The sequence below is a fragment of the Phytohabitans sp. LZ39 genome, assembly GCF_059359075.1.
The window spans coordinates 94,014-120,627 of record NZ_JCADBM010000025.1; the positions used below are offsets into that span (position 1 = coordinate 94,014).

At 71.1% G+C, this 26,614-nt stretch carries 27 protein-coding genes; 15 read left to right on the top strand and 12 right to left on the bottom strand.

Translation table 11 applies throughout. From position 1 onward, the window contains the following. Positions 1–6: 6 nt before the first annotated feature. Positions 7–846: an MIP/aquaporin family protein gene (locus tag AC5L36_RS36685; RefSeq protein WP_441223403.1), complete on the bottom strand. Its 840-nt coding sequence runs from the start codon at positions 844–846 to the stop codon at positions 7–9. Positions 847–972: 126 nt separating this feature from the next. Between AC5L36_RS36685 and AC5L36_RS36690 the strand changes: the two genes are divergently transcribed. The 3 genes from AC5L36_RS36690 to AC5L36_RS36700 all read left to right on the top strand — a co-directional run bounded on the left by AC5L36_RS36690 (position 973) and on the right by AC5L36_RS36700 (position 3,973). After that, the gene (locus AC5L36_RS36690) at positions 973–1,833 is read left to right on the top strand and encodes an IclR family transcriptional regulator (protein WP_441223404.1); all 861 of its coding nucleotides are present in this window, start codon (positions 973–975) and stop codon (positions 1,831–1,833) included. Further along, positions 1,830–3,320, top strand: a complete 1,491-nt coding sequence (gene glpK, locus AC5L36_RS36695) for a glycerol kinase GlpK (RefSeq protein ID WP_441223405.1) — start codon at positions 1,830–1,832, stop codon at positions 3,318–3,320. Before AC5L36_RS36690 ends, glpK begins: the two co-directional genes overlap by 4 nt. Positions 3,321–3,544: 224 nt before the next feature. Then, on the top strand, positions 3,545–3,973 hold the full coding sequence (locus AC5L36_RS36700; protein WP_441223406.1) for a GNAT family N-acetyltransferase: 429 nt from the start codon (positions 3,545–3,547) through the stop codon (positions 3,971–3,973). Here AC5L36_RS36700 and AC5L36_RS36705 read toward each other — a convergent pair. From AC5L36_RS36705 to AC5L36_RS36735, 7 genes are read right to left on the bottom strand one after another with little or no spacing between them, the layout of a single operon-like run. Then, the gene (locus AC5L36_RS36705) at positions 3,957–4,427 is read right to left on the bottom strand and encodes a hypothetical protein (RefSeq protein WP_441223407.1); all 471 of its coding nucleotides are present in this window, start codon (positions 4,425–4,427) and stop codon (positions 3,957–3,959) included. The two genes, AC5L36_RS36700 and AC5L36_RS36705, sit on opposite strands and share 17 nt — an antisense overlap. Before the next feature lie 13 nt (positions 4,428–4,440). Beyond that, positions 4,441–5,631 (bottom strand): ABC transporter permease, encoded by a 1,191-nt coding sequence (locus tag AC5L36_RS36710; protein ID WP_441223408.1) that lies wholly within the window; start codon positions 5,629–5,631, stop codon positions 4,441–4,443. Continuing rightward, on the bottom strand, positions 5,628–6,323 hold the full coding sequence (locus AC5L36_RS36715; protein WP_441223409.1) for an ABC transporter ATP-binding protein: 696 nt from the start codon (positions 6,321–6,323) through the stop codon (positions 5,628–5,630). Before AC5L36_RS36715 ends, AC5L36_RS36710 begins: the two co-directional genes overlap by 4 nt. Continuing rightward, on the bottom strand, positions 6,320–7,546 hold the full coding sequence (locus AC5L36_RS36720; protein WP_441223410.1) for an efflux RND transporter periplasmic adaptor subunit: 1,227 nt from the start codon (positions 7,544–7,546) through the stop codon (positions 6,320–6,322). The genes AC5L36_RS36715 and AC5L36_RS36720 overlap by 4 nt, the downstream gene beginning before the upstream one ends. Before the next feature lie 41 nt (positions 7,547–7,587). Then, positions 7,588–9,084: a sensor histidine kinase gene (locus tag AC5L36_RS36725; RefSeq protein ID WP_441223411.1), complete on the bottom strand. Its 1,497-nt coding sequence runs from the start codon at positions 9,082–9,084 to the stop codon at positions 7,588–7,590. 2 nt (positions 9,085–9,086) lie between these two features. Next, positions 9,087–9,803: a response regulator transcription factor gene (locus AC5L36_RS36730; RefSeq protein WP_441223412.1), complete on the bottom strand. Its 717-nt coding sequence runs from the start codon at positions 9,801–9,803 to the stop codon at positions 9,087–9,089. 44 nt (positions 9,804–9,847) lie between these two features. Beyond that, entirely contained in the window at positions 9,848–11,095 is a 1,248-nt protein-coding gene (locus tag AC5L36_RS36735; RefSeq protein WP_441223413.1) for an efflux RND transporter periplasmic adaptor subunit, read from the bottom strand. Between the two features lie 185 nt (positions 11,096–11,280). Here AC5L36_RS36735 and AC5L36_RS36740 point away from each other — a divergent pair, with 185 nt between their 5' ends. After that, positions 11,281–11,829, top strand: a complete 549-nt coding sequence (locus tag AC5L36_RS36740; protein ID WP_441223414.1) for a hypothetical protein — start codon at positions 11,281–11,283, stop codon at positions 11,827–11,829. 131 nt (positions 11,830–11,960) lie between these two features. Here AC5L36_RS36740 and AC5L36_RS36745 read toward each other — a convergent pair whose 3' ends face one another. Then, positions 11,961–13,190, bottom strand: coding sequence for a CynX/NimT family MFS transporter (locus tag AC5L36_RS36745; RefSeq protein ID WP_441223415.1), 1,230 nt, complete (start codon positions 13,188–13,190; stop codon positions 11,961–11,963). A 188-nt stretch (positions 13,191–13,378) separates the two neighbouring features. Here AC5L36_RS36745 and AC5L36_RS36750 point away from each other — a divergent pair, with 188 nt between their 5' ends. From AC5L36_RS36750 to AC5L36_RS36780, 7 genes are all read left to right on the top strand, one after another. Continuing rightward, positions 13,379–14,005, top strand: a complete 627-nt coding sequence (locus AC5L36_RS36750) for a FadR/GntR family transcriptional regulator (RefSeq protein WP_441223462.1) — start codon at positions 13,379–13,381, stop codon at positions 14,003–14,005. A gap of 25 nt (positions 14,006–14,030) precedes the next feature. Continuing rightward, a complete protein-coding gene (gene mscL, locus AC5L36_RS36755; RefSeq protein ID WP_441223416.1) occupies positions 14,031–14,477 on the top strand; it encodes a large conductance mechanosensitive channel protein MscL in 447 nt (148 codons plus the stop codon). 28 nt (positions 14,478–14,505) lie between these two features. Next, complete coding sequence (locus AC5L36_RS36760; RefSeq protein WP_441223417.1) at positions 14,506–14,733, top strand: hypothetical protein; 228 nt, start codon at positions 14,506–14,508, stop codon at positions 14,731–14,733. A gap of 23 nt (positions 14,734–14,756) precedes the next feature. After that, a complete protein-coding gene (locus AC5L36_RS36765; RefSeq protein ID WP_441223418.1) occupies positions 14,757–15,098 on the top strand; it encodes a PadR family transcriptional regulator in 342 nt (113 codons plus the stop codon). Beyond that, positions 15,095–15,922 (top strand): ATP-binding cassette domain-containing protein, encoded by an 828-nt coding sequence (locus AC5L36_RS36770; protein WP_441223419.1) that lies wholly within the window; start codon positions 15,095–15,097, stop codon positions 15,920–15,922. The genes AC5L36_RS36765 and AC5L36_RS36770 overlap by 4 nt, the downstream gene beginning before the upstream one ends. After that, positions 15,919–16,605 carry a hypothetical protein gene (locus AC5L36_RS36775; protein ID WP_441223420.1) on the top strand — a complete coding sequence of 229 codons (687 nt, stop codon included), beginning with the start codon at positions 15,919–15,921 and terminating at the stop codon, positions 16,603–16,605. Before AC5L36_RS36770 ends, AC5L36_RS36775 begins: the two co-directional genes overlap by 4 nt. A 419-nt stretch (positions 16,606–17,024) precedes the next feature. Continuing rightward, positions 17,025–18,467: a stress response protein gene (locus AC5L36_RS36780; RefSeq protein WP_441223421.1), complete on the top strand. Its 1,443-nt coding sequence runs from the start codon at positions 17,025–17,027 to the stop codon at positions 18,465–18,467. Between the two features lie 10 nt (positions 18,468–18,477). Here AC5L36_RS36780 and AC5L36_RS36785 read toward each other — a convergent pair whose 3' ends face one another. Continuing rightward, positions 18,478–20,079, bottom strand: a complete 1,602-nt coding sequence (locus AC5L36_RS36785; protein ID WP_441223422.1) for a sensor histidine kinase — start codon at positions 20,077–20,079, stop codon at positions 18,478–18,480. Positions 20,080–20,108: 29 nt separating this feature from the next. Continuing rightward, a complete protein-coding gene (locus AC5L36_RS36790; protein WP_441223423.1) occupies positions 20,109–20,795 on the bottom strand; it encodes a response regulator transcription factor in 687 nt (228 codons plus the stop codon). A gap of 211 nt (positions 20,796–21,006) precedes the next feature. Between AC5L36_RS36790 and AC5L36_RS36795 the strand changes: the two genes are divergently transcribed. The 4 genes from AC5L36_RS36795 (at position 21,007) to AC5L36_RS36810 (ending at position 25,215) form a co-directional block, all read left to right on the top strand. Beyond that, on the top strand, positions 21,007–21,762 hold the full coding sequence (locus AC5L36_RS36795; RefSeq protein ID WP_441223424.1) for a DUF3152 domain-containing protein: 756 nt from the start codon (positions 21,007–21,009) through the stop codon (positions 21,760–21,762). Positions 21,763–21,848: 86 nt separating this feature from the next. Continuing rightward, the gene (locus AC5L36_RS36800) at positions 21,849–22,487 is read left to right on the top strand and encodes a hypothetical protein (RefSeq protein ID WP_441223425.1); all 639 of its coding nucleotides are present in this window, start codon (positions 21,849–21,851) and stop codon (positions 22,485–22,487) included. Between the two features lie 236 nt (positions 22,488–22,723). Then, on the top strand, positions 22,724–23,461 hold the full coding sequence (locus tag AC5L36_RS36805) for a DUF4352 domain-containing protein (RefSeq protein ID WP_441223426.1): 738 nt from the start codon (positions 22,724–22,726) through the stop codon (positions 23,459–23,461). Between the two features lie 851 nt (positions 23,462–24,312). Beyond that, positions 24,313–25,215 (top strand): hypothetical protein, encoded by a 903-nt coding sequence (locus tag AC5L36_RS36810; protein ID WP_494909506.1) that lies wholly within the window; start codon positions 24,313–24,315, stop codon positions 25,213–25,215. Here AC5L36_RS36810 and AC5L36_RS36815 read toward each other — a convergent pair. After that, positions 25,191–26,585 carry a hypothetical protein gene (locus tag AC5L36_RS36815; RefSeq protein ID WP_441223428.1) on the bottom strand — a complete coding sequence of 465 codons (1,395 nt, stop codon included), beginning with the start codon at positions 26,583–26,585 and terminating at the stop codon, positions 25,191–25,193. The genes AC5L36_RS36810 and AC5L36_RS36815 overlap by 25 nt on opposite strands. Between the last annotated feature and the right edge of the window lie 29 nt (positions 26,586–26,614).

Genomic DNA, 26,614 nt, shown 5'->3' on the forward strand with positions numbered 1-26,614 from the left:
TCTCCTTTACTGTCCGGCCCGCACGGTCTCCGCACCGGATGGCGACGGGATCTCGCCTGGCTCCGGCGGCCCCTCCTTGGGCAGGAAGCGACCGATGAGCAGCTGGTACAGGCCCGCACCGCCGAGCCCACCGAGGAGCGGCCCGACGATCGGCACCCAGAAGTAGAAGTCGTTGTTCTGATCGCGGAAGGCTGTGCCGTACCCCGTGATGAAGGATGCCAGCCGCGGCCCGAAGTCACGGGCGGGGTTGATCGCGTACCCGGCGTTGGTTCCCCAAGCCATGCCGATGCCGACGACGAGCAGGCCGATGACGACCGGGGCGAGGTTGGCGGCGGGTGTGTTCTGGCGGAGGTCGGTGAGAGCGAGGATCACGAAGAGCAGGATCGCGGTACCGATGATCTGGTCGCGGAAGCCGCCCCACATGTCGACCGGGAGGGCACCGTTACCGGGGAGCGTGGAGAAGACGCCTTGCGACTTGATCGTGTGGCCGGGATCGAAGGCACCGAGGACCTCGGTGTAGTTCCACCGCACGATCAGCGCGGCGACGAACGCACCGAGGGTCTGAGCGCCCATGTAGGGCAGGACCTTGCGCCACTCGAAGCCCTTGAAGACCGCGAGGGCGAGGGTCACCGCCGGGTTGAGGTGTGCGCCGCTGATCCGGGCCGCCACGTAGACGCCGAGTGTGACGCCGAGGCCCCACGCCCACGCGATGCTGTCGTGGTCACCGATGCCGCCCGCGACGACCTGCGCTACCACCCCCACCCCGAAGAGGATGAGGATCATCGTGCCCGCGAACTCCGCTGCCAGCTCGCCAAGGAGTCCCGGGAGTCTCATGCGCTGTGCCATGTTTCCTCCTCGTACCCGGGATGTTACGAAGCGCCACGGTAGGTACGTACGAGCTTTGGGTCAACGAACCCTGGTCGGCATTGTCGAACACTGTTGCTACAGGCAGAACGGGGTTAGCATGCGGCCGTGCCCGGACAGGTGCAGTCCATCGCTCGCGCCGCCGCCATCCTCCGGTTGCTCGCCGGGGGCTCGGGGCGGCTCGGGTTGCTCGAAATCGCCCGCGCCCTGGACCTGCCGAAGGGCACCGCGCACGGGATCGTCCGCACTCTCCAGGACGTCGGCTTCGTCGAACAGGACAAAACGTCCGGGAAGTACCAGCTCGGGGCGGCCCTGCTGCACCTCGGCACCAGCTACCTCGACGTCAACGAGCTGCGCTCCCGCTCGATCAACTGGGCCGACCCGCTGGCCGCCCGCAGTGGCGAGGCCGTGCGGATCGGCACGCTGCTGGACAGCAAGGTGCTGGTCGTGCACCACGTCTTCCGGCCCGACGACACCCTCCAGACGCTCGACGTGGGCGCGCTCCTCCCGCCGCACGCCACCGCGCTGGGCAAGGTGCTGCTCGCGTACCAGGCCGGAGGGCTGGCGACGTCCGATCCGAGGAGCGAAGCGACGAGGACGGACGGAGCCGGCACCCCCGGCCGGCGCGAGCGGAGCGAGCGCCAACCAGCCCAGTCGCGCGGCGGCGGGTACGGCGACCTGGCGCCCTACACCCGGCGCACCCTCGCCACTCCGCGCACCCTCGCGCGGGCGCTGACGGCGATCCGGGAGGCGGGCTGGGGGTCGGAAATCGAGGAGATGACCGTCGGCGAGGCCGGCATCGCCGCGCCCATCAGGGGTTACGGCGGGCTGGTGGTCGGCGCCATCGGCATCTCCGGACCCGTCGAGCGGGTCTGCGACGCGCACGGCCAGCCCCGGGTCGCCCTCGTGACACAGGTACGCGAGGCAGCCCGTGCCGTATCCCGTGACCTTGGAGGTCGGGGCGTATGAACGGTAGCTACGTCGTCTCCATCGATCAGGGCACCACATCCACCCGGTGCATCGTGTTCGACCACCGTGGCCAGCTCGTCTCCGTCGACCAGCGCGAGCACGCCCAGCACTTCCCCCGCCCTGGCTGGGTCGAGCACGACGCCATGGAGATCTGGCGCAACGTGGAGAAGGTCGTCCCCCGCGCTCTCTCCCGCGCCGGCATCGACGCCAGCCAGATCGCCGCGATCGGCATCGCCAACCAACGCGAGACCACCGTCGTGTGGGATCGCCGCACGGGGCTACCGGTGGCGCACGCGATCAACTGGCAGGACACCCGCACCGACGCGCTGGTCGAGGAGCTGGCCCGCGCGCCCGGGGCCGAGGAGGTGCAGCGGCGGTGCGGGCTGCCGCTGAACACGTACTTCTCCGCGCCCAAGCTGCGCTGGCTGCTCGACCACACGCCTGGGCTGCGCACCCGGGCCGAGCGCGGCGACGTGCTCTTCGGGACGATCGAGAGCTGGCTGATCTGGAAGCTGACCGGCGAACACCTGACCGACGTCACCAACGCCAGCCGCACCATGCTCATGGACCTCTCCACACTGTCGTGGCATCCCGACTCGCTCGACTTCTTCGGCATCCCTGTGTCCATGCTTCCGGAGATCCGTTCGTCGGCGGGCATCTTCGGCACCGTGCGCACCGTCTTGCCCGGCGTACGCCTCGCCGCCGCCCTCGGTGACCAGCAGGCCGCGCTGTTCGGGCAGACGTGCTTCACGGCCGGCGAGGCCAAGTGCACGTACGGCACCGGCAGCTTCCTGCTGCTCAACACCGGCGCCGGCCCGGTGCGCTCGCAGCACGGGCTGCTCACCACGGTCGGCTACCGCATCGAGGGGCAGCCGGCGGTGTACGCCCTGGAGGGCTCGATCGCCATCACCGGGTCGCTGGTGCAGTGGTTTCGCGACGGGCTGGGCATCATCACGTCCGCGCCGGAGATCGAGACGCTCGCCCGCACGGTCGAGGACAACGGCGGGTGCTACATCGTGCCCGCGTTCTCCGGCCTCTTCGCGCCGCACTGGCGGAGCGAGGCGCGCGGCGTGATCGTGGGCCTGACGTCGTACATCACGAAAGGACATCTCGCGCGAGCCGTGCTGGAGGCCACCGGCTGGCAGACCCGCGAGGTGGTCGACGCGATGAACGCCGACTCGGGCCTGCTGCTGCGGTCACTGAAGGTCGACGGCGGGATGACCTCCGACAACCTGCTCATGCAGTTTCTCGCCGACGTGCTGGACGTGCCCGTGGTACGCCCGATGGTCGCCGAGACGGTGTCGCTAGGCGCGGCCTACGCGGCCGGGCTGGCGGTCGGCTACTGGCCCGACCTGGAAGGGCTGCGCCGAAACTGGCACCGCGCGGCGCAGTGGCTGCCCAATGTGGACCCGGCGTGGCGCAAGACCGAGTACGACAACTGGCAGCGCGCCGTCGAACGCACCTTCGGCTGGATCCAACCCCACTAGTTGTCGACAACCCCCCCGGTCCGCGTCACTGCGGACCCCATGCTCCCGCGGCGCAAGCCCACCTCGCTCCGCGCCCGCAAGAGGGCTGCCCTCTTGGGCGTGAATTCTGAGGAGGGCTCCCGTATACCCGGCCAGACGGGTGAAGGGCTGCCCTCTTGACGCCGCGAGCCGCCTCCCGTGCACGGGCCCAGTCTTGAACGCCGCCTGCGGGATAGCGTACCCGCGTGGATCTTCGGGAGGTGGAGCTGCGGGATCGGGTGGCGGACGAGCGGCTGCCGCAGCTGATGGCGCTCTTCGCGGCCGGCTGGTGGACAGCCGACCGCGCGCCCGAGGACGTGGCCGCGATGCTCGCCGCGTCCGATCTGGTCTTCGCGCTCGTCCACCGGCCGGACGACCGCATGGTCGGTTTCGCGCGCGTGCTCACCGACGGGGTGTACCTCGCGCTGGTGCTCGACGTGCTCGTGGCGCCCGACATGCGGGGCTCGGGCGTCGGGGCGATGCTGATGGACGCCGTCGTGCGGCACCCGCGGCTGGCGGCGGTCGGCAGCGTGGAGCTGGTCTGCCAGCCGGAGCTCTTTCCCTTCTATCGGCGGTGGGGCTTTACCGAACAGGTGGGCCGCTCGACGCTGATGCGCCTCACTCGGTCTTCGTGACCGAGGTCGCGGCGACGGTGCCCTCGCTGTCGGCGCCGCCCTCCACGCTGACCTTGTCGCCGGACTTGAGGTCCTTGAGCTTGCCCGGCACCCGCACGGACGTCTCGCCGTCGGTGCGGATGGTGACCACCTCTCCGGACTCGGTCTCCACGTACACGGTGGTGCCGTCGACCAGCTTGACCGTGCCGGTCGTGGCTTGCTCGCGTTGGGTGGTGCCGCCCGGCGGGCCTCCACCGGTGTAACCCCCGGGGAAAGCGAAGCCGCCCTGCCCGCGCTGCCCACCGACGCCCGGTGTGGCCGCGGTCGGTGTGTCGCCGTACGCCTTCTGCACCTCGATGCCGGCCACGAAGCCGCTGACCAGCAGCAGTGCCAGGCCGAGGGCGATGGTCCACCTATTCCACCAGCGGCGGCTCGCGGCGGCGGCCAGCTCGGCGTCCAATGTAGATGCGGTCACGCGGTCTCCCGGGTCACTCGTAGCGGAGGGCGTCGATGGGACGCAGGCCGGCCGCGCGGTTGGCGGGGACGCTGCCGAAGAAAAGGCCGATCGCCACCGAGACGCACAGCGCGAGAGCGATCGAGCTGGGCACGATCACCGGCTCGACGCCGACGATCGTGAAGTTGCTGCCGATGAGCGCGGCGGCCACGCCCAATCCGCCGCCTAGGAGGCTGAGCATCGTCGCCTCGGCCAGGAACTGGGTCAGGATCACCCGCCGGGGTGCGCCGAGCGCCTTGCGGATGCCGATCTCGCGGGTCCGCTCGGTCACCGTGACCAGCATGATGTTGGTGATGCCGATGCCGCCGACCAGGAGGCTGATGGCGGCCACCGCGCCGAGCAGCGTGGTGAACGTGTCGGCGGTCTCGGTCTGCGTCTCCAGCAGCTGCGAGGCGTTTTGGATGCGATAGGGCTGCGTCGTCGACGAGGCGGACGTCTCGATCCGAGTCGAAAGGATCAGCGAGACCTCCGACTGCGCGTCGGCCACCTTCTCCGAGGAGGCGGCCTCGACGATGATCGAGTTGAACGGGCCGTATCCGGTGAGCGCCTGCTGCACCGCGGTGAGCGGGGCGATCGCCACGTCGTTGGCGTCGTTGAAGCCGGAGGCGCTGCTCTTTTCGTCGAGCACACCCAGCACCGTGAAGAGCGCCCCGCTCACGGTGATCTCCTCGCCGACCGGGTCGACACCGGGGAAGAGCTCCTCGGCGACGGTCTGCCCGATCACCACGACGCGACGACCCTGCGCCAGGTCGTCGGCTGTGAAGGCGGCTCCGGTGCCGACCGGTGAGTTGGACGCGCCGAAGTAGCTCGGATAGCTCCCGACGAACTGCTGCACCGAGTGGTCGGTGCCCTGGTAGGTGAGCGTCACCTGGGTGCTGGTGACCGGCGATACCGACGTGACGTCGGGCGCGAGCACCGGGTCGTCGAGCGCGTCAGCCACTTCTGCCGTGAGCACACCGCTGCCGCCGATGCCCTGCACGGTCAGCGTCTTTGTGCCCAGCGCCTCGATCCGCTCGGCGACCTGCCGGGCCGAGCCGTTGCCGACAGCGACGAGCAGGATCACGGCGGCCACGCCGATCAGGATGCCGAGCATGGTGAGGCCGGAGCGCAGCTTATTGGCACCGATGCCGCGCGCCGCGAAGCGCAGCACTTCGAAGACGCTCATGTCAGCACCGGCTCCTGCTTGACGTCGGAGGAGATCTGGCCGTCGAAGAGCCGGATCAGGCGGCTGGCCCGGGCGGCCACGTCTGCCTCGTGGGTGATGAGCAGGATGGTGCGGCCGGCGGCGTGCAGGTCGTCGAGGATGTCGAGGATGTCCTCTGTGGAGCGGCTGTCGAGATTGCCCGTGGGCTCGTCGGCGAGCAGCAGCGCGGGCTCGGTCACGAGTGCGCGGGCCACCGCCACACGCTGCTGCTGGCCGCCGGACAGCTGGTTGGGCTCGTGGTCCGCCCGGTCCGCGAGCCCAACCATGTCCAGCGCGACCCGCGCCCGGCGCCGGCGCTCCGCCGCCTTGACCCCCGCGTAGGCAAGTGGAAGCTCCACATTGGCCAGTGCGCTCGTGCGAGGAATCAGGTTGAAAGACTGGAAGACGAAGCCGATCCGCCTGTTTCGCACGAGGGCGAGCTGGCGGTCGTTGAGCCGGCTCACGTCGACGCCATCCAGCAGATACCGCCCCGCGGAAGGGATGTCGAGACATCCCAGGATATTCATCAACGTGGACTTGCCGGAGCCGGACGAACCCATGATGGCCACATACTCACCGCGCTCGACGGTCAGCGAGACTCCGCGCAGCGCGTGCACCACGGCCGCGCCTTCGCCGTAGACCTTCGTGACGCCGCGGACGTCGAGGACGCTCACCGGCCGCCTCCCGGCCGCACGCCGCCACCCTGGAGCCCGCCGCCGGGGAAGCCGCCGCCGGGGAGCCCGCCACCGCCGGGGAATCCGCCCTGGTTGGTGGATGTGGTGGGCATGTTGATGACCACCTGGTCGCCGACCGCGAGGCCCGACGTGATCTCGGTGGCGCTGTCGCCCTCTAGGCCGATCTCCACCGGGCGGACCACGCGCTGGCCACCCTCCAGCACGGTCACCGTATGGCGGGTGCCGACGCTGGTCAGGGCGGCCGAGTTGACGTAGACGACGTCGTCGACCTGCCCGACGGTCACCGACACCTCGACGCTCTGCCCGGCCCGCACGCCCTCGGGCAGCTTGTCGAGCGTGAAGGTCACGCCGTAGGTCACGACGTTGTTTTGCGATGTGGCATTGGGGTCGATTGCGGCGAGCTTGGCGGTGGCCTCGGAGCCGGGCAACGCATTCCACGTGACGGTGCCGGTCTGCCCGCCTTTGAGCTTCGTGGCGTCGGCCTCGGCGACGGAGGCGGAGACCTCCAGCCGGGTCAGGTCGGCGATCTCGACGAAGCCGGACGACGACGAATCCGACCCGGAGCTGCCGCCGCCGCTCGTGCCGGTCGATCCGGTGCTCCCACCGCTGCTGCCGTCGCTCGATCCGCTGCCGCTCGATCCGCTGCCGCCGCCGGATGCCGAGCTGCCCACCGTGCCGTTGACGGCGGTCACCGTGCCGGCCATCGGCGCCTTGAGCGTCGTGCCCGCGACGCCATCCTCCGCCTCCGCGACGTCGAGCTCCGCCTGCTCGACCTCGGCCTCCGCCTCGGAGGTGTCGCTGTCTGCCTCCTCGGCGCGGTCGAGCGCGGCCTGCGCGGCGTCGAGATTGGCCTCGGCGGCGTCGAGCTGCCGCTGCGCTGCCGTGTCGTCCACGATGGCCAGCACCTGGCCTTTGCTCACCTTGTCGCCGACCTGGACGCGGATCTCGGTGACCGTGCCCGAGGTGCCGAACGAGGCACTCGCCGTCGAAGCGCTCCGCACGGTGCCGGACGCGGAGACGGTGGCGGTGACCGTGCCCCGTGCCACCGGGACCGTCCGGCTCCCGCCGGCGCCCGACTCGGCGGCCTCGGCCCTGGCAAACGACGTATACGCCCACGTCGCGGCGCCGGCCACGGCCAGCGCGAGCACAACGTTGACTAGCAGGGCCGGCGACAGGCCCAGCCTCGGGAGAGAGCGGCGCATGCGCGACAGCTTGGAGGAGGCGGCTCGGAGCAGGCCCCGGGCTAGCTCAAAGCTGACTGGGAACCCGTCGGCAGCAGCACCCGGAACGCGGAACCCTCGCCCGGCCCGGACTCCAGCTCGACCCGGCCACCGTGGCTGCTCACGATCGCGGCCACGATCGACAGCCCCAGCCCAGAGCCGCCATTGCGCCGCGCGCGGCTCGGATCCGCCCGGTAGAGCCGCTCGAAGATGCGCCCGGCGTGCTCGGCGGGCACGCCCGGCCCGTTGTCGGCGACCTCCAGGACGGCGACCGGCACCCGCCTGGGCAGGTCGTCTCCCACCGCGGCGACCGTGGCGCCGTGCGACCGGTATGCACCCAGCCGCCCCACCCGCACGGTGATGTCGGCCTGCTGCGGCGTGTGCTGGAGCGCGTTGGCGACGAGGTTGGTGGCGACCTGGCGGAGCCGGTGCTCGTCGCCGAACACGGTCACCGGCTCGAAGCCACACCGGTCGCCCCCGAAGCTGGCGAGCCGCACCGGCCGGTCGGGCCGCCGGGCGTGCGCGTCGCGGATCGTGTCGGCGGCGATGGCGAGCAGGTCGACGGGGCGCCGCTGCGGCTCGCGCTGGCGGTCGAGCTTGGCGAGCAACAGCAGGTCTTCGACCAGCAGGCCCATCCGCGCCGCCTCCGCCTCGATCCGCGACATCGTCTCGTCGAGCATCGGGCCGGCCGGTGCGCCACCGCGCCGGTACAGCTCGGCGAAGCCCCGGATCGACGTAAGCGGCGTGCGGAGCTCGTGTGACGCGTCCGCGACGAACTGCCGGATCCGCTGCTCGGACGCCGTGCGCGCGGCGACCTCCGACTCGATCCGGTCGAGCATCGAATTGAGCGCGATGCCCAGCCGCCCCGGCTCGGTGTGCGGGTCTGCGTCGTCGACGCGGCGGGTCAGGTCGCCCGCCGTGATCTCGGTCGACGTGCGCTCCATGCTGGTCAGCGGGCGCAGGCCGATGCGGACCACCAACGCGGCGACGAGCCCGAGGAGCAGGAGCACGATGAACATCACGACCAGGTCGATGACCAGCAGCAGGTCAGCGGTGGCGTCGACCTGCCGCAGCGAGACGGCCGGGACCGCGATGCCACCGTCGGCGTGCTCGATCACCACCACGCGCCAGTAGTCTTCACCGTCGGCCGACTCCACCGTGAACGGCTTGCCGCCGAGCCGCTCGGACAGCTCTTCATACGATCCGACGCGTGGTGGCGAGATTTCGTCGGCCGTGGTCTCGGGCATGGGCATCTGGTTGCCCTGTGCGTCGAAGACGACCATCGTGCGGAACGTGTCGAACGGCCCCCGGGTGAAGCCGTCATTGGGGCGGGGCTTGAGCTGCCTGGGCTCTTCGGCGATGCGGCGCATCCCCATGAGCTGGTTGTCGACTTGGTCGGTCAGGTATTGCTTCAGCAGCAGGATGCCGGCCGCGTTGGACGCGACCAGGGCGACCGCGGTGAGCGCGGCCACCACGACGACGAGGCGGGACCGGAGCGTCCAGTGCCGCCACCTCGGCATCCTCATTCGTCCGGGGCCCGGGGCAGGCGCAGCGCGTAGCCGACACCGCGCACCGTGTGGATGAGCGGCGGCTCCCAGCAGTCGATCTTTTTGCGCAGGTAGTACACATACGACTCGACGATCCGGCCGTCGCCGCCGAAGTCGTAGCTCCACACGCGATCGAGGATCTGCGCCTTGCTCACCACCCGACCGGCGTTGACCAGCAGATAGCGAAGCAGGTTGAACTCGGTCGGCGACAGGTCGACGAGCCGCCCGGCGCGGCGCACCTCGTGCGCGTCTTCGTCAAGCTCGAGATCGGCGTAACGCAGGACCCCGCCGTCGCCGTCGCCATTGGGCTCGATGCGGCTGCGGCGCAGGATCGCCCGGATGCGGAGCACGACCTCTTCGAGACTGAACGGCTTGGTGACATAGTCGTCGGCGCCGACCGTCAGCCCGGAGATGCGATCCTCGACCGCGTCGCGCGCGGTCAGAAACAACACGGGCACGCCCGGTCCCGAGCCGGCCCGCAGGCGCTGGGCGACCTGAAACCCGTCGAGGTCGGGCAGCATCACGTCGAGCACCACCAGGTCTGGCTCGAACTCGACCGCCGTGGCCAACGCCTCGTGCCCGCCGCCGGCCACCCGCACGTCGAAGTCGATGAGGCGCAGCGTCGCGGAGAGCAGCGCACAGATATTGGGCTCGTCGTCGACGACGAGCACTCGGGTCAAGCGGCCAGCCACGTCACCCTTCTACGGGAACTGCCTCAGAGTTCGCTGGGAACTACCTAGGCGCCAGCTATGACGATCTCATCACCTTCGATGAGTCCACTCTTGATCTCGGTGTACTGATCGCCGCGCAGGCCGACCTCCACCGTGCGGGTCTCGTCGCCGGCGGCCGTCCTGACGACGACCTCGCCGCCGCCCCGCACCGCCGTCGAGGGCACCCGGAGCACACCGGTGACCTCGCTCGTCTCGACCCGGACGCTTGCGCTCTGGCCGACGAGGAGCTCCGCCGGGACCTCCTCGAACGCGAGCACCGCGCCGTATCGCACCATGTTGCCATCGGCGACGCCCACCGGGCTGACCCGGACGACGCGGGCGGCGAACTCCTCGCCCGGCCGGTTGGCCAGCGTCACCACCGCGCTCAGGCCGACCGTGAGGTGGCCGGCGTCGGCCTCGGGGAAATCGGCCGCCACCTGCATGCCGGCCACGTCGGCCAGCGAGACGAACGTGCTGCCGGCACCCACTTCGGCGCCCACCTCGCCGGCGACGGAGAGCACCTTGCCGGCGATCGGCGCCTCGATCTTCGTGCCGGCCAGCTGATCCTTCGCCTCGGCGAGGGTGAGCTCGGCGCTCGTCACCCGCTGCTGGGCCGAGAACACGGGGTCGCCGGACCGCGCGCCGGCACAGCCGGAACTCTGCCCGCCGCCCGGCGCGGAGCCGCCGCCGGGCGCGGAGCCGCCGCCGGGACGGGACGGTGTCGTGGAGCGCGGCACCTGACGCGGCGGCGACTGCGCCGAACGGGACGGCGAGGGCGACGCGGACGGCTGGACGCTCGGCGAGGGCGCTGGCGACGGAGTGGGAGACGGGGAGGGAGAAGTCAGCGCCACCGGGACGGCGCAGGCGCTCCCCGCGCTGTCGGCGGCCTCCTCCGCCTCGTCGAGCGCCTCCTCGGCTTGGTCGAGCGCGTCCTGGGCGTCGTCGACCCGCTCCTGCGCGTCGGTGGCGTCGATCTCGGCTAGCACCTGGCCGGTCTTTACCTGGTCGCCGGCGCGCACTTTGACCACCGTGACCGTGCCGTCGGTGGCGAAGCTGAGCGTGCGCGTCTGCGCGGGCTCGAGCGAGCCGGTCGTCGCGACCGCCGTGGCGACGTCACCCCGATCGACCCGGGCCGTGCCGCTCGCCGCCGGCGGCGCGGGCTCGCCGCTGGTCAACGCATATGCCCCCGCGGAGCTGAGCACGACGACCAGCACGACGAGAGCGCACACGACAAGCCGCGTGCGGCCACGCCATTTCTTCCGGCGAACGCCCATGAGCCGCGAGTCTCGGTGGTCCACCTCGCAGGCGGCTGAGCCGTACCTCGGAGTTTGCTCAGAGTCGATTTGAAGGGTTCTCCGAGCTTCGCCTGACGCGGCGTGGAGGTAGCGGCGGTTGCATAAGCCGGCGTGCCGCGGCGCTTCCCCCAAGCGGCCGCGGCACGACCAAAGATGGAGGACCTGTGTCTCTGCGCACGCGTTGGACCCTCGCGCTGGCGGCCGGCTCGGCGGCTCTGCTCCTCGCCGCCGCGTGCGGCTCAGACAGCGATTCCGGTGATCCCGCCGACGCCGCGGGCGGTTTCTCGGCATACATGGACTGCCTGCGCGACCAGGGCATCGACATCCCGGACACGGTGCCGTCCGGCCGGCCGAGCGGCTTCCCGTCCGGCCGGCCAAGTGATTTCCCGTCCGGGCGGCCGACCGCCTTCCCGTCCGATCGGCCCTCGGGTGCGCCGGGCGGCGGGCGGATGGGCGGCTTCCGGCCGGAGGGTGTCGACGACGCGACCTGGCAAAAGGCGCAGGAGGCCTGTGCCTCGGTCCGGCCCACCGGCGGTCCCGGTGGCGCCGGCCCGGGCGGCGGGGCCAACCGCGAGGCCGGCGCCGCCTATCGAAACTGTCTCGCGGACCGTGGCGTCGACCTGGGTGCCAACCCGAGCACGACCGACCCCAAGGTCGCCGAGGCCATGCAGGCCTGCGCGGTGCTCCGCCCGAGCGCCTCGCCCACCCCTTAAGCTCGCGAGTCAAGCACCGCACGTGCTAGCACGGCCCACCCCCGAGCCCACGAATCAAGCCACCGCTCCCCAGGCCTGAGCGAGGCCAGCGTTCAACGACGGCCCAGCCCCGGGCCGGGAGAGGAGCCGCGTCAGTCTTCGACGAAGCGGCGCCGTGCGACCGCCAAGCCCGCCACCGTCTGGATGAGCGCCGCCGCTACGAGGAAGCCGATCGGCAGGTGCCAGCCGCCGGTGATCTCGTAGAGCGTCCCGACCACCAGCGGGCCGAGTGCGGCGATGAGGTAGCCCACGCACTGGGTGAAGGCGGACAGCGCTACGGTCCCCTCCGGAGTCCGCGCGCGCAGCCCGATCATCACCAGCGCGAGCGGAAACGCGCCCTGGCCGATCGAGAGCAGCACCACCCACGCGACGGCGCCGCCGTGCGGGGCGAGGGCGAGGCCGACATACGAGGCGACCATCATGGCCGACAGGCCCAGTATGAGCGGCCGGAGGTTGCCGAGCCGCATCGCGAGCGCGGGCATGACCAGTGCCACCGGGATGCCCACAGCGGTCACGCCGGCGAGCAGCAGGCCGGCCGTCTGCGGGCGATAGCCGGAGTCGCGAAAGAGCTGGGCCAGCCAGCCCATCGTCGCGTAGCCGCTCAGTGCCTGCGTGCCGAAGTAGATGGCCATCGCCCAGCCCACCCGCGTACGGGCGGGGCGCACCCGGCCGGTCAGCGGTGCGGTCGCCGCGTGAGCGCCGGAGCCGCGGAGCACCGCGGGCAGCCACGGAAGCACGGCGATCACGGCAAGCACCGACCACGCGCCAAGACCGGCCCGCCACGAGCCGAAGGCGTCCGCGATCGGCACGGCGGAGGCGGCGGCGACCGAGGCACCGGCGGTCAGCGAAACCGTGTACGCGCCGGTGACAAGCCCGGTGCGGTTGGGAAAGTGCTGCCGCACCAGCAGCGGGAGCAGGATGTTGGCGACCGCGATGCCGGCCAGCGCCAGCGCGCTCGTGGCCATGAAGACGATCGTGGAGCCGGTGGCGACCCGCACCACCTCGCCGGCCACCAGCGCGACCATCGCCGCGACCACCACCCGGCCGGGCGTGAAGCGGCGCACCAGCCACGGCGCCACCGCGCCGAAGGCGGCGAACGCGATCGTCGGCATCGTCGTCACCACGCCGGCCATGGCGCCGGACAGGTGCAGACCGGTGCGCACCTCCTCGAGGAGGGCGCCGAGGCTGGTGATCGCGACGCGCAGGTTGAGCGCGACCAGCAGGATGCCGGCGAGGACGAGGGCGGTGCCCCGTGTGCGGGCGGGCGCGGCGGCGGAAACAGGGGCGGTGAGTGTCGATGCTGGCGGAGCCACGATCACCATCCTAAAATCATGGGATGATTTATGGTCGGGTGATGTAACCGATGCCACTCGCCCCAGCTCAAGGCGTGGGAGCGGACCACAAGCCCACGCCAGCGGGCCACCACCCCACCCCGGCCAGCCAGCCACCCACAGCGGCTCAAGACGTGGGAGCCGGCCACCAAACCACACCGGCCCGCCGGCCCACCCTCGTGCGCCAGGTGATCGACCAGCTCCGCGAGCAGGTCGCCGCCGGTGCTTGGCCGGTGGGCAGCCGCATCCCGACCGAGCCGCATCTGGTGGAGGCGCTCGGCGTGGGGCGCAACACCGTCCGTGAGGCGGTGCGCGCGCTCGTCCACGCCGGGGTGCTGGAGTGCCGCCAGGGCTCCGGCACCTACGTGATCTCGGCCGACGAGATGACCGGCGCGGTGAGCCGCCGCCTGGCCGGTGCGCAGGCAGCCGAGGCGGTCGAGGTGCGCCGTGCGTTCGAGGTCGAGGCCGCTCGGCTGGCAGCTCTGCGCCGTACCCCGGAGGACATGGCGGCGCTCGACGGAGCGCTCGCCGACCGCGAGGCCGCGTGGCGATCAGGCCGCGTCGACGATTTCGTCGAGGCCGACGCCGTGCTGCACACGGCGATCGTGGCCGCCGCGCACAATTCGATGCTGGCCGAGCTCTACGCCTCGTTCGGCGCGGCGATGCTCCGCGCCTCGATCGCGACCTGCGTGGGCGACGAGCTGCGCCCCGAGCACCGCGTGGATCACGACCGCCTGGTCGACGCGATCCGGGCCGGCGACCCGGCGCGGGCGGCCGCCGAGGCTGGGGCATTTCTGGAGGTATGACGCCGGGACCACTACGGTGCTGGGCATGCTCAAGGGTTTTAAAGACTTCGTCATGCGCGGCAACGTGGTCGACCTGGCGGTCGGCATCGTGATCGGCGCCGCCTTCACCACCGTGGTAGGCCAGTTCACCAAGTCGTTCCTGGAGCCGCTGATCCGGGTCATCTCAGGCGGCGAGGGGATCAAGGCCGGCGCGCCGGAGCTCCGCGGTGTCCCCTTCGACTGGGCGGCGTTCGTCAACGCCGCCATCGCCTTCCTCCTCACCGCCGCCGCCCTCTACTTCTTCGTCGTCCTCCCGATGAACAAGCTCGCCGAGCGCCGCCGCCGTGGCGAAGAGCCCCCGCCCGCCGCACCTAGCGAGGAGGTCAAGCTCCTCACCGAGATCCGCGACGCGCTCGTCTCCGCGCGCGTGCCCGAGCAGCAGCGGGGCGCCATCGACAACCTCGTCAACAAAGATCGACCCGCCGAACGATAGTCGAACATCTGTTCTATACAGTGCTCCGATGGAACGGCGAAAGCACTGGTGGAACGGCAAATGGGGGCGGCTCGCGCGCCGGGATGTGTACCTGCGCGCCGACGCCGACCAGTGGTTCGTGGAGCAGCGCGCGGGCGGGGCCGAGGGAGTGTCCCGCTTCTACGAGTACGACAGCGAGGACGAGGCCTACGAGGCCGTCCGCGCGCTCCTGAGCGGTCCGGACGATTGGCGCCCACTAGATGGCGACACTACCTAGATAGCTGTGCTACCTTCTCCGCCGTGGATCAAGACCGGCGGGGACAGTGGCTGCGCGGCGTGCTCGACGTCTGCGTGCTCGCCCTGCTGGCCCGCCGCGAGTCGTACGGTTACGAGCTCGCCCAGGCACTCGACCGGGCGGGCCTCGGCCAGATCCAGGGCGGCACGCTCTACCCCGTGCTCCTGCGCCTTCAGCGCACCGGCCTGGTCGCGGCACACTGGCGCGACGGTGAAGCCGGCCCCGCCCGCAAGTACTACCGGCTCACCCCGTCCGGGGAAGAGGCCGTGCGTCGCCTGTCGACGGAGTGGCGCGCGTTCGCCGGCCGCGTGGACGACCTGCTTATGGAAGAGGTGACCAGCCCATGATCGACGAGCGATGGTTGCAGGCACTGGGCCAAGAGCTCGCCCGCCACCGCCTCGCGCCGGACGTGGCGCACCACGTGGTCGCCGAGGCCGCCGCACACCTGCGCGACAGCGGGCAGCAGCCACTGCGGGCGTTCGGCACGCCGCAGGCGTACGCGGCTGCCGTCGCGGAGAGCCTGGCCAGCCAGCGCCGCCCGGCGCGGCGCCCACCGGGCCGCGTGCGGTTGCGGGCCAGCCAGATCACCAAGCGATACGGCCGCCGCACCGTCCTCAAGCCCACCGACCTGACCGTCCGCGCCGGCGAGGTGGCGGCGATCGTGGGTGCGAATGGTTGCGGCAAAAGCACGTTCCTGCGCATCTGCGCCGGCCTCCTGTCGCCCGACTCCGGCGAGGTGATGGTCGACGGCGTGTTGGGCTACTGCCCGCAGGACGGCGGCACATACGACTTCCTACTCCCCGAGGAGCACTTCGTGCTCGTGGGCGCCGGCCGCGGCCTCGACCGGGCCCGCTCGCGGCGACTCGGGCGCGCGGGCGCCGCGACCCTCCAATGGGACCCGGCCGGCGGCGTGCAGGCCCGCCACCTCTCCGGCGGCACCCGCCAAAAGCTCAACCTGGTCATGGCCGCCCTCGGCGACCCCGACGTGCTGCTGCTGGACGAGCCGTACCAGGGCTTCGACCGCGGCACATACCTCGACTTCTGGCAACACGTGTGGCGCTGGCGCGACGAAGGGCGGGCGATCGTCGTGGTCACCCACCTGCTCAACCAACTGGACCAGGTCGACCAGGTGCTCGACCTGACGCCCGGCACCCGGGAGGTCGCCGCATGAAGCTCCTGACCGTCGCCGAGATGGCACTGCGCGAGCTGTCGCGCCGCCGCGGCGTACTCCTGCTGCTCCTCACCCTCCCCCTGCTCTGCTACGTGGTGCGGCACGGCCAGATCGGCCAGTCGATCCGCTTCCTCATGCTCGGCCTCGCCTGGGCCGTGAGCACAGCGGCCCTCTTCGCCAGCGGCACAAGCCGCCACATCGAGCCGCGACTGCGCCTGTCCGGCTACCGCAGCCACCACCTCTACCTGGGCCGGCTTGTCGCGATGTGGCTGCTCGGCCTCACCGTCGCCACCCCGTTCTTCGCGCTCGTCGCCCTCGACCACGGCGGCGAGGTCCGGCTCGGCGCGCTGGCGGCGGCGATGGCGCTCGCGGTGACCGTGGCCGCCCCACTCGGACTCCTGATCGGCGCGCTCGTCCCCCGCGAGCTGGAGGGCACGCTCATCCTGCTGCTGACCATCAGCCTGCAAATGATGATCGACCCCGCCGACTCCATCACGCGCCTGACCCCGTTCTGGTCCAGCCGCGAGATCGGCACCTACGCCGTCGACCACACCGGCTCCGAGTACCTGGCCCGCGGCCTCGCCCACGGCCTGCTCTTCACGGTGATCGTGACCGCGGTGGTCGCCACCCTCTCCTCGATCCGCCTACGCACCCGGACCCACCTGCGCTACGCCGGACGGTGACGTTCCTAAAGGCAGATATACCCCGGTCCGCGTCACCCGCGGACCGCATGCTCCCGCGGGCACCGCTCCCGGCCGGCTCCTCGCTGGCGCTCGTCGAAACCCCGGCCGTCCGCTGCCACGTCCGCGGGACAAGCCCAAACCCACAGGCGTCTGCTTATGCGTGCACACCTGACAGCAACGCGGGCAAACTACTGAGGGCCCAATCAATACGTGTAAGGGATAGCGCATTTCGCTCACTATGTGGCTGTCCGAAGCGTCGATGTCAGCTAGACCGTACAGCGACTTCCACCGTCTCGCCGACCTACGCGACGCGCCATCACGCCTGCGTTTTTCAAGTGATCGGCCGGCATCGTTGGGCTCATTTCTGATCACTCGGCGTGTAACTTCCAGTTTCTACCGGTGAATCGAGGAGGTTATGGATGTCCGAAGACACGTGGCTTGCCGCTCGACTCATACCAACGTCCGGCATCAACGGGGCTGAGGAACAAGAACGTCGCGCCACCTCGGCGGTTCTCGCGGTGATGAGTGCGGTGCGAGAGTTCGGGCGGGCGCTCACCCAGCCACTTGGTGCTCCAGCCGGACCAGTTCAAACCTTCATCGAGGTCCCGTTCAAGCTCGGCGACAAGCAACTCTTTCCAGACGGCCTCATTCGGGTATCCCGTGGCCAACGCCAGTGGACCGCCCTTGTCGAGGTGAAGACGGGGAGCAACGAGTTGCGGGCGGACCAGGTGGAGGCATATTTGGAGATCGCACGCGAGCACAGCTTCGACGCCTTGATCACGATCTCCAACGAGATTCCACCGGTCGCGGGACAGCATCCCACTCCAATCGACAAGCGAAAGCTGCGAAAGGTCAGCCTCTACCATCTGCCTTGGACGGAGATCCTCACGCAGGCCGTCATGCAGAAGGAATACCGCGGGGTTGCCGACCCGGATCAGGCTTGGGTACTCGGCGAGTTGATCCGCTACCTCGAACACCCTCGTTCCGGCGCCATGGAGTTCAGCGATATGGGTCCGGCCTGGGTCGGCGTCCGCGACGGCGTGGCGGCGGGCACGGTCCGCGCAGGCGACACCGCAGTCGCCGAAGTGGCTGGCCGCTTCGACGCCTTGACCCGATATGCCTGCCTGCGGCTGGGCCGGCGGCTTGGTGCCGAAGTAACGCCAGCCCTCAGCCGACGCGACGTCGCGGAACCGGCCCTGCGCACACAAGCTTTGGCCGGCCAGCTGAGCGCGACCGGCGCCATGACCGGGGGCATCAAGATTCCCGGGGCGGTCGGCGCGATGCAGGTGACCGCCGACCTACGAGCTGGGCAAATCATTTGCCATGTCGACGTGGAGGCACCGAAGAGCGGAAAGCCGACCACGCGAGTCAATTGGCTGGTACGCCAGCTGAAGGACGCTCCGGAAAACACCCGTCTCGAGGCGTTCGTAATGCACGGCAGGGGCGAAGGCACCGCTGGGCTCCTTCGCCAGGTTCGCGAGGATCCGAGCACATTGATCAGCGATCCGACCCGCGAGCTTCGCGCGTTTCGGGTCGCGATGCACGCGCCGGCTGGTGCGAAACGCGGGAGTGGGCGCGGTGCCTTCATCGACTCGGTCCTCACCGCAGTCGACAATTTCTACGAACAGGTGATCCAAAACCTGAAGCCCTGGATGCCGGCGCCGCCACGCCTCCGCACAGCTGAAGACGTCCAGCCCGTCGAGCCGGTCTCGCCCAGCCTGGTGTCCACGGCGATTTCCTCCCAGGACGGCACCACCACCGTTACGACGGACGTAGATCGAAGGAAGTCCGACGAGCCGCAAGTGCCCGCCGAGCCGGTGCATGTCGGAGCCGCCCCGCAAAGCGAGAGTGACGACGTATAAGTAGAGAGCGCTACGTACGCAGGGCGGGGAGGGTGATGGTGAAGGTGGTGCCGACGCCCAGCTGGCTGGCGACCGTGATGGTGCCGCCGTGGTCGGTGACGATCTGGCGGGCGATCGACAGTCCCAGCCCGCTCCCACCAGTCCGCCGCCCGCGGGCCGAGTCCGCGCGCCAGAAGCGGTCGAAGACGTAAGGCAGCGACGCCGGCGCGATGCCCGTGCCGGTGTCTGCCACGCGCACCACGACGGCCGTGCGGTCGACGGCGCTGGAGAGGGTCACGCTGCCGCCGGCCGACGTCGCGCGCAGGGCGTTGGTGACGAGGTTGCCGAGCACCTGGCGCAGGCGGTCGGGGTCGGCGTACACCTGGGCCGGGCCGGGCGTCGCCACCACCAGCTGCACGCCGGCCGACTCGGCGACCGCGTGGTGTGCGGCGCGGGTGGTTTCGAGCACCTCGGCCAGGTCGATGATCCCTCGGTGGTACGCCAACGTGCCCGCCTCGGCCAGCGCCAGGTCCTGAAGGTCGTTGACGATGCGTTGCTGGAGCACGGCCTCCTCGTGGAGCGAGGCGAAGAGCTCGGGGTCGGGCTCGATCACGCCGTCCTTGAGCGCCTCCAGGTAGCCGCGCAGGTTGGCCAGGGGTGTCCGCAGCTCGTGCGCGACGTCGGCGACCAGTCGGCGCTGGCGTTCCTCACCACGCTGAAGCGAGTCGGCCATGCGGTTGAACGAGCGGCCGAGCTGGGCCACCTCGTCGCTGCCTGCCACCGCGACCCGGCTCGTGAGGTCGCCCCGCCCGAGCCGGCCGGCGGCCGCGGTGAGGCTGGCGATCGGGCGGAGGACACGGCGGCTGAGCAGGGCGGTGCCGGCGAGCGCGAGCAGGGCGACGCCGGCGGCCGCCGCGAGTATCGGGCCAACCGAGAGCGGCGTCTGCGGTTCACCCTCGAAACCGAGAGTGATGAGGAGCGGCACCGGGCCCACCTGGCTGATGAGGTCGGTGAACGCCTGCGACAGGCAACCGGCGGTGGCCGGTTTGCCGATGTTCGGGTCGCGGCACGCCTCGGTCCGCTGCCTGATGGACAGGTTCTCCTCGCCGGTCGTCGCCGAGCGGAAGGCGCAGTCCTTGACGATCGCGGGATCGCTCTCCCCCGCCGGCTGGAAGGTCGGCACGCCGAGCGCACCGGTCACCTTCGACACGAGGAAGCCCGCGCGCGTGAGGCATGCGGCGAACCGCACGCCGGACCGGTAGGTGCTGACCGCCCTGTTCGTCGCGCCGAAGGGCTCGGCCACCTCGGTGAGGTCGAGCTTGGGGCGGGGGTCGACAAGGGTTTTGGAGCTGCCGAGCGGGCGCGCGGTGATGCCGTCCAGCGTGTCGGTGTCCGACACCACTTCGCCCTGTTCGGTGGCGAGGTGGATCCGCTGGCCGGTACGCGAGCCGAGATCGAAGACGAGGCTCGGCACGCCTTCCCAGGTGCCGTGCGTCTCCCCGTACTCCCGCAGCTGGTTCGTGATCTGGTCGATCACCACGCGGTCGGCAGTCTCCGAGTCGGTGATCTGCTGCGACGCCTGGCGGAGCACGATCCAGGCGGTGGCGCCCACGGCCGAAACGGCCACGAGCATCACCAGCACCAAAACCCGGACGCGAAAACTCAAGACTCGGCCAAGCGGTAGCCACGCCCGTAGACGGTCTGCACGTAGCGCGGCTCGGCCGCATCCTCCTCGATCTTGCGGCGGAGGTTCATCACGTGCGCGTCGACCGTGCGCTCCAGCACGTAGTGGTCGAAGCCGAACGCCCGGTCGATGATCTGCGCCCGCGTGAACGCCCGCCCCGGCTCGCCCGCCAGCACCTCCAGGATTCCGAACTCCTTCGCCGTCAGCACGATGGGCCGCCCACCCACCCGTACCTCGAATCGCCCTGGATCGATCTCGAGGTCGCCCACCTTGAGGATGGCCTGGTTACCGGCGGTGACCACACCGGAACGGCGCAGCAGCGCGCGGACGCGCGCGGCCAGCTCCCGGGGGCTGTACGGCTTCGTGATGTAGTCGTCCGCCCCCACGTCGAGGCCGAGCAGCATGTCGTCTTCCGTGGTGCGGGCGGTGAGCAGCAGGATTGGCACCTCCGACTCGCCGCGCAGGATGCGGCACACGTCGAGGCCGTCGACCTGCGGCATCATCACGTCGAGCACCACGAGGTCGGGCTTGCGCACGCGAGCCTGCTCCAGCGCGGTGCGCCCGTCGCCGACGACCAGCACACTGTGGCCCTCCCGCTCCAGGTAGACCCGGACCAGGTTGGCCTGCTTGGGGTCGTCCTCCGCGACCAGGATGCGCGCGCTCATGGTGTTCCATAGTGCCTGGTACAGCGATGAAGATGCAGTGAAGAACGTTCCGCAGACAGCTTCTTCAATGGTTCTTCACGACCGCCTCCGTACGGTTCGGGCATGGGACGCGCACGGGAGGAACGGTGGCGACGCGCCGCCCGCCGGCGGATCAGGGAGACGCTCGCGTTGCGGCGGGCCGTCGCGGCGGTCCAGGAAGAGGAGCAGCGGCGTGCGGCATAAAAACCGCGTGCTGGCCTACATCCTGGTGAGCGTGGGCGCCGTCGTGGGCGGCCTCATGTTCGCGGCCGGCGGCTTCGCGATTCGCGACAATTCAGATTCATCCCCTGGTACCGGCGCGTGGTCCGACACGACGCCGCCGGCTCCTCCGACGACCAGCGAGTCGACGCAGGTGCCGCCGCCCACGACGGCTCCGCCGACGTTTCCACAGAGCGGGGAGGGCACGTTCCGCCGCGCGACCGGGAGCGCCAAGCGGGTCGGCACGGGCAAGCTGCTCCGCTACCGCGTCGAGGTCGAGCGGGGGTTGGAGCAGCAGCCGGGTGAGTTCGCGAAGTGGGTGGACCGCATCCTGGCCGACCAGCGGGGGTGGACGGCAGGCGGTCAGTGGGCGTTTCAGCGGCCGGCGGCCGGATCGGTCGACTTCGTCGTGCGGCTGGCCAGCCCGGACACGGTCGACAAGATCTGCGGCCAATACGGCTTGGACACCGGCGGCGAGGTCTCCTGCCGCGGCGGGGAGAACGTCGTGATCAACGTCAAGCGGTGGGTCCTGGCCACCCCGGCGTACACCGGCAATGTCGATATGTACCGCCATCTTGTGGTCAATCACGAGGTGGGGCATTTCCTCGGCCACAGCCATGTGACGTGCCCCGGCAAGGGACGCCCCGCACCCGTCATGCAGCAGCAGATCTACGGGATGGGCGGATGCGTACCGAACGGCTGGCCCTTCCCCAACGGCCGCCGGAAATAGCTCCCGGCTAGGCCCGTTGCGGGGGTTCGCAGCGGTCGCGAGACGGGCCTAGCCGGGCTGGCTGGTTGCGCCTATGCTCCGAAAACGTGTCTAGCGTCGGCGGGGGGCCGGGCGCGGGCCCGCGAGGGCTCGGCGCCCGTATTGTCGCTATCCCACTGCGGTGGCTCGGCCTGAGCGCCGGCGTAGCCGCTCTCGCGGCGTCCGGACTCTTCGGCGGCCTGGAGCCCGCAGGCAAGCCCGAGGTGCCAGCCGCCAAGGTCAACGAGCTAAACAAGGGCGAGCCCTGGAACGTGACGGTCACGGGCGGCCGCCTGGTCGGCGACGGCCTCCCCGGCCTCCGCCTGCAAAACTCCGCCAACCGCTGGGTCGTGGTGCTCGCCACGGTCGAGGTCACCGCGCCCGAAAGCCGCAACGACATGCGCGACATCGTCGACATCTCGGGCGTCGAGGGCCTGGTCAAAGACCCCATTTCGAACAGCCTGGAGCCGCAGTACGTAATCGGCCTGCGCGACGAGGTCGCGGTCAGCTACCTCCAGCCGGCCATGCCGGAAAAGCTCGCCTTCTTCTGGGAGCAGGAGAGCACCGCGCCGGTGCCGACCGAGATGGCCGTGATCATCAACAAGAAGACCTACCGCGTCGACACCCTCGCCGGCCACAAGGCCTGGCTAGACCTCGAGCCACGCGCCGAGCTCACCGTGCCCATCGAAGATCGGCGCGGCAAGTGACCACCCCACCCGAGCAACCACCGCCCGGCTGGCCCGCGCAGCCACCGCCCGGCTGGCCCGCGCAACCACCGCCCGGCTGGCCCGCGCAACCACCGCCTGGCGCGTCCGCGCAACCACCGCCTGGCCCGTCCGCGCAACCACCGCCTGGCTGGCCGGATCCGGCGGGGCCGCCGCCGGGCGGATGGACCGCGCCCGGTGCTGGCCCGCCCGCCGCTGGCTGGCCTGGCCCCGGCCAGGTGTCACAAGGCGCCACTGGTCCGGCGGACGCACCCGCACCGAGCGCCCGGTCGACGCAGGGCGATCCGGCGGCACAGGTCAGCGCCGCCGCGGCCGAGGCGGAGGCGATCCGCAGCCACCGGGCCCCGCCCGGCCCGGTCGAGCGAGTCGGCACCCGTGCGCGCGTGGGCATGCTGCTCGTCGCCGCGCTGGCGGTGGGCGGTGTGGTGGCCAACTGGCGGCCGCTCGACGGCGACCGCGCGGACCGCCGCGAACGGCCGTACATCGAGGTGGGCCAGGTTGGCGACCCCGTCTCCGCACGCTCCTTCGAGGCCAAGCTGATCAGCGTCCGCGGCGCACGCCTGCTCGGTGTGCGCAGCAAGGGCTACGAGACCGGCGGCGTGTGGATCCTCGTCCGCGTCCGGGTCACGGCCACCACCGAAGACACCGTCATCGGCTACGCCGCCCTCATCGACGACCGCGACCGCGAGTTTCTGGCCAGCGGCCGGTTCACACAGCTCTTCGCGGACAGCGCCCGCACCCTCCAGCCGGGGATCCCCGTGGAGGGCGAGATCGCGTTCGAGGTGCCGCGCGACGTGGCCACGTCGATGCGCCTGCGGCTGGCGTCCCGACCGTTCGACCAGCGGATGGACGGCATGGCCGAGATCACGCTGCCCAAGGTGGACACCGCCACGGTCGACGGGTGGGCCACCCAGAAGGACGCGGTGATCATGGAGAAGCCGGAGGTGGTGCCGTGACGCAGCCACCCCCGCCTCCCCCATCCCCATGGGCGCCGCCGGGATCCGCGTGGGCGCAGCACCAGGAGGATCCGCCGCGCCCGCCCGATTCCGACACCGCGATCATCCCGGCTGTCGAGCCCGACACGGCTGCCATCCAGGTCGACCCCACCCAAGCGGACACCGCCGCGCACCCGCACGTGACTGGTCGTAGCGCTTATCCGCGCGCGTCCCGGCCGGACGAGCCGCCACCGGCCGACCGATCGGCGCCGCCCTTGGGCCCGAAGCCGCCGGTGATGCTCAACCCGCTGCCCCGCCCACCAGGCGCACAGCAGGGCGGCTATCCGAACGTAGGCCCGCACACCGCGGCGGCGCCAGCACCGCATTCCGGCCCGCCACTGCACAACGGGCCGCCGCGGTCCGGGCCGCCGCCGCAGGTGTCTGGGCCGCCACCGCATGACGGGCCCCCACCGCATGACGGGCCGCGGGCCGGGTGGGGCGCTACGCAGGAGGTTGCCTCGCCTTGGAGCGCACCTCAGGCATCGCCGCATGCGACGGCTGTCGGACAGGCGTTCCAGGCGCCGCCACGCACGGCACCACCACCCACGATGCCGCCATCAGCGATGCCACCACCCACACCGGGCATCGGCCAGGCGCCGCGGAGCCCGGCACTACCGCCGTCCCCGCCCGCGCAGGCCTTTGCCGCACGGCCGCAAATGCAGGCTCCGCCGCCGACCGCCGGCCCACCACCCATGCCCCCAGCGCCACCGGTCGCCGGGATGCCACCTGCGGCGCCACCAAACGTCGGGCCGCCGCCATCGGTGGCCGGCGGGCCTGCCCGGATGCAGGGCTTTCCGGCCGCCGCACCGCCGATGCCTGTGCCGCCAATGCCGCCACCGCCCGGCCACACGCCACCGCCCGGCCACACGCCACCGCCCGGCCACACGCCACCGCCCGGCCACACGCCACCGCCCGGCCACACGCCACCGCCCGGCCACACGCCACCGCCCGGCCACACGCCACCGCCCGGCCACACGCCACCGCCCGGCTACCCGCCAGCCGGCTATCCGCCAGCCGGCCAGCCGCCACCGCCCGGCCAGCCGCCAGCGCCACCGCCGGGCTTCGCGGCGCCACCACCGGGCTTGGCCACCGGGGCGGGCTACTCCGGCCACGCGGCGCCGGTGCAGGGGGCGCCGCCGGGCGAGGTGCGGGCGACCGCCACCAAGGGGTGGTGGCGGCGCAACCTGTGGGGGCTCATCGCCCTCCTGCCGATCCTGGCGCTCGCCCTCGGCCCCACCGCCAAGGAATCGCTCGACCTCTACAACGGTGTGGATGCGCACGAGGCGGTCGTGCCCGGCGCGGACGGCTGGGTCTCCTACTCCGGCGTACGCATGCGGCTCGTCGACTTCGGGCCGGCGACGGACCTGAAGTCGTACGACGGCGCGCCATGGCAGCCGCCGGCCAAGACCAAGGTGTGGAGGGCGAAAGTCGCGGTCGACGCGGGCGACAAGTGGGCTACGGACAAGTACGTCGTCGCCAGCTGCAACCTGGGGCTCGAAGACACCGAGGGGCGGCAGTTCACGGCCAACCCCAGCGAGCTGTCCGGGTCCGACCCCAGCCGGCGGGTGGCCAGTTGCTCGCCGGAAGACGACGACACGCCCACGCCGTGGGAGGTGGAGATCTACTTCGTGCTGCCGGAGTCGGCGCAGCCCGCTGCCCTGCGGATCGTCCGCGGCACGGAGCTGCCGCGCTACGCCCGGTTTCCGGTCTCCTGAGGGCTGTCTTCGGGCGAGTCGGAAGCCGCGGTGTCGGACGTGGCGGGAGCGGGCTGTAGCCGCAGCACCCGGTCGACGGCGGCGGCCAGCAGGCAGGCGAGCAGCACCACACCCACCGCTTCGTTGAAGATGCTGAGCGGCCCGGACAGCGGCATCCACACCTTCTGGAGGTCGTGCGGCCCGATCAGCAGCCGCTCCACCTCCCACATCCAGTCGCGCGCGGTCTGCGCCACAAGGAACGCGATGCAGAAAAACAGCATCGGTGCCAGCCCGGCCCGAGCGAGCGTGCGGACGCCGTGTACCAGCGGCGTAAACCGCTCGCGCACGTCGGAGCCCACGTTGGCACCCACCACGCGCACGGGCTTGGGCAGTGCGCTCCACCGCTTGCTGGCCCGCCGCAGCAGCTCCGAGGTGGACGGCGCGGGCGGCGCGAGCTTGTGCCCGTACACGACGGCGCCGACGGCGAGCCACGCCAGCGGCACGACGATGACGGTGTCGGCCGACGCGATGGCACCCATCAGCCACTCGCCTGTATTGCGCGCGATGTTGGTGAGCGGCCCGAGCGCCTCGACGACCCGGTCCCACAGGTCGAGCAGCCACTCCACCACCTTGCGCTCGCGCAGCCAGCTGGTGAGCGGGTCGCGCGCCTGGTTGAGCGTGGCCATGGTGACGATGATCCAGATGACCTCGAGGTACGCGGCGAGGATGCCGAGCGCCGGCCACCTGCGGCCGCCGCGCCAGATGTTGAGCAGCCAGCGCAGCACGATCGCCACGAGGATCACCGAAATCAGCGCGATCGACGTGTTGAACGGCAACCGCTCGCTAAGCTCCCGGCTCATCACCCCAGGGTCGTCGAAGACCCGCGGATCGTTGAATGACGCGTCTTCCCACACCTCGTACACGTAGTCGGAGACGTCTTGCTGGAGGTAGCCCCACGACGCGTAAACCGCCAGGAACGGGATGAGCGCGCTCGCCAGGTGGTCCATCAGCGTGGGACGCCGGCGGGGTGCCTCGCCCTCTTGCGGAGGCGGCGGGTCGGCGGTCGCGGCCGCCAGCCAGGGCAGCGAGGGGCGCACCACGCGCAGCATCAGGACCAGCGAAATCAGCGTGGCGACCGGACCGAGGATGATCACCATCGCGCCCAGGACGCCGCTGAGCTTACTGGCCTGCACGGCGCCGATCATGATGAATGCCCGCGCGGCCGCCCCCGCGAAGTAGAGCGCGAAGAGCACCGGCCAGTGCCGCCAGAGCAGCCGGACCGCAGACACCAGCACGGCGCCGGTCTCGACGACGGCGCTCGTGAACGTGCGGTAGCGACGCGGCCGCGGCGGTGACAGCGGCGGCGCCGCCACTCCCCCCGTGGCGGTCACGGGCCACAGGCTAGCCGAGCCGCTCCAAA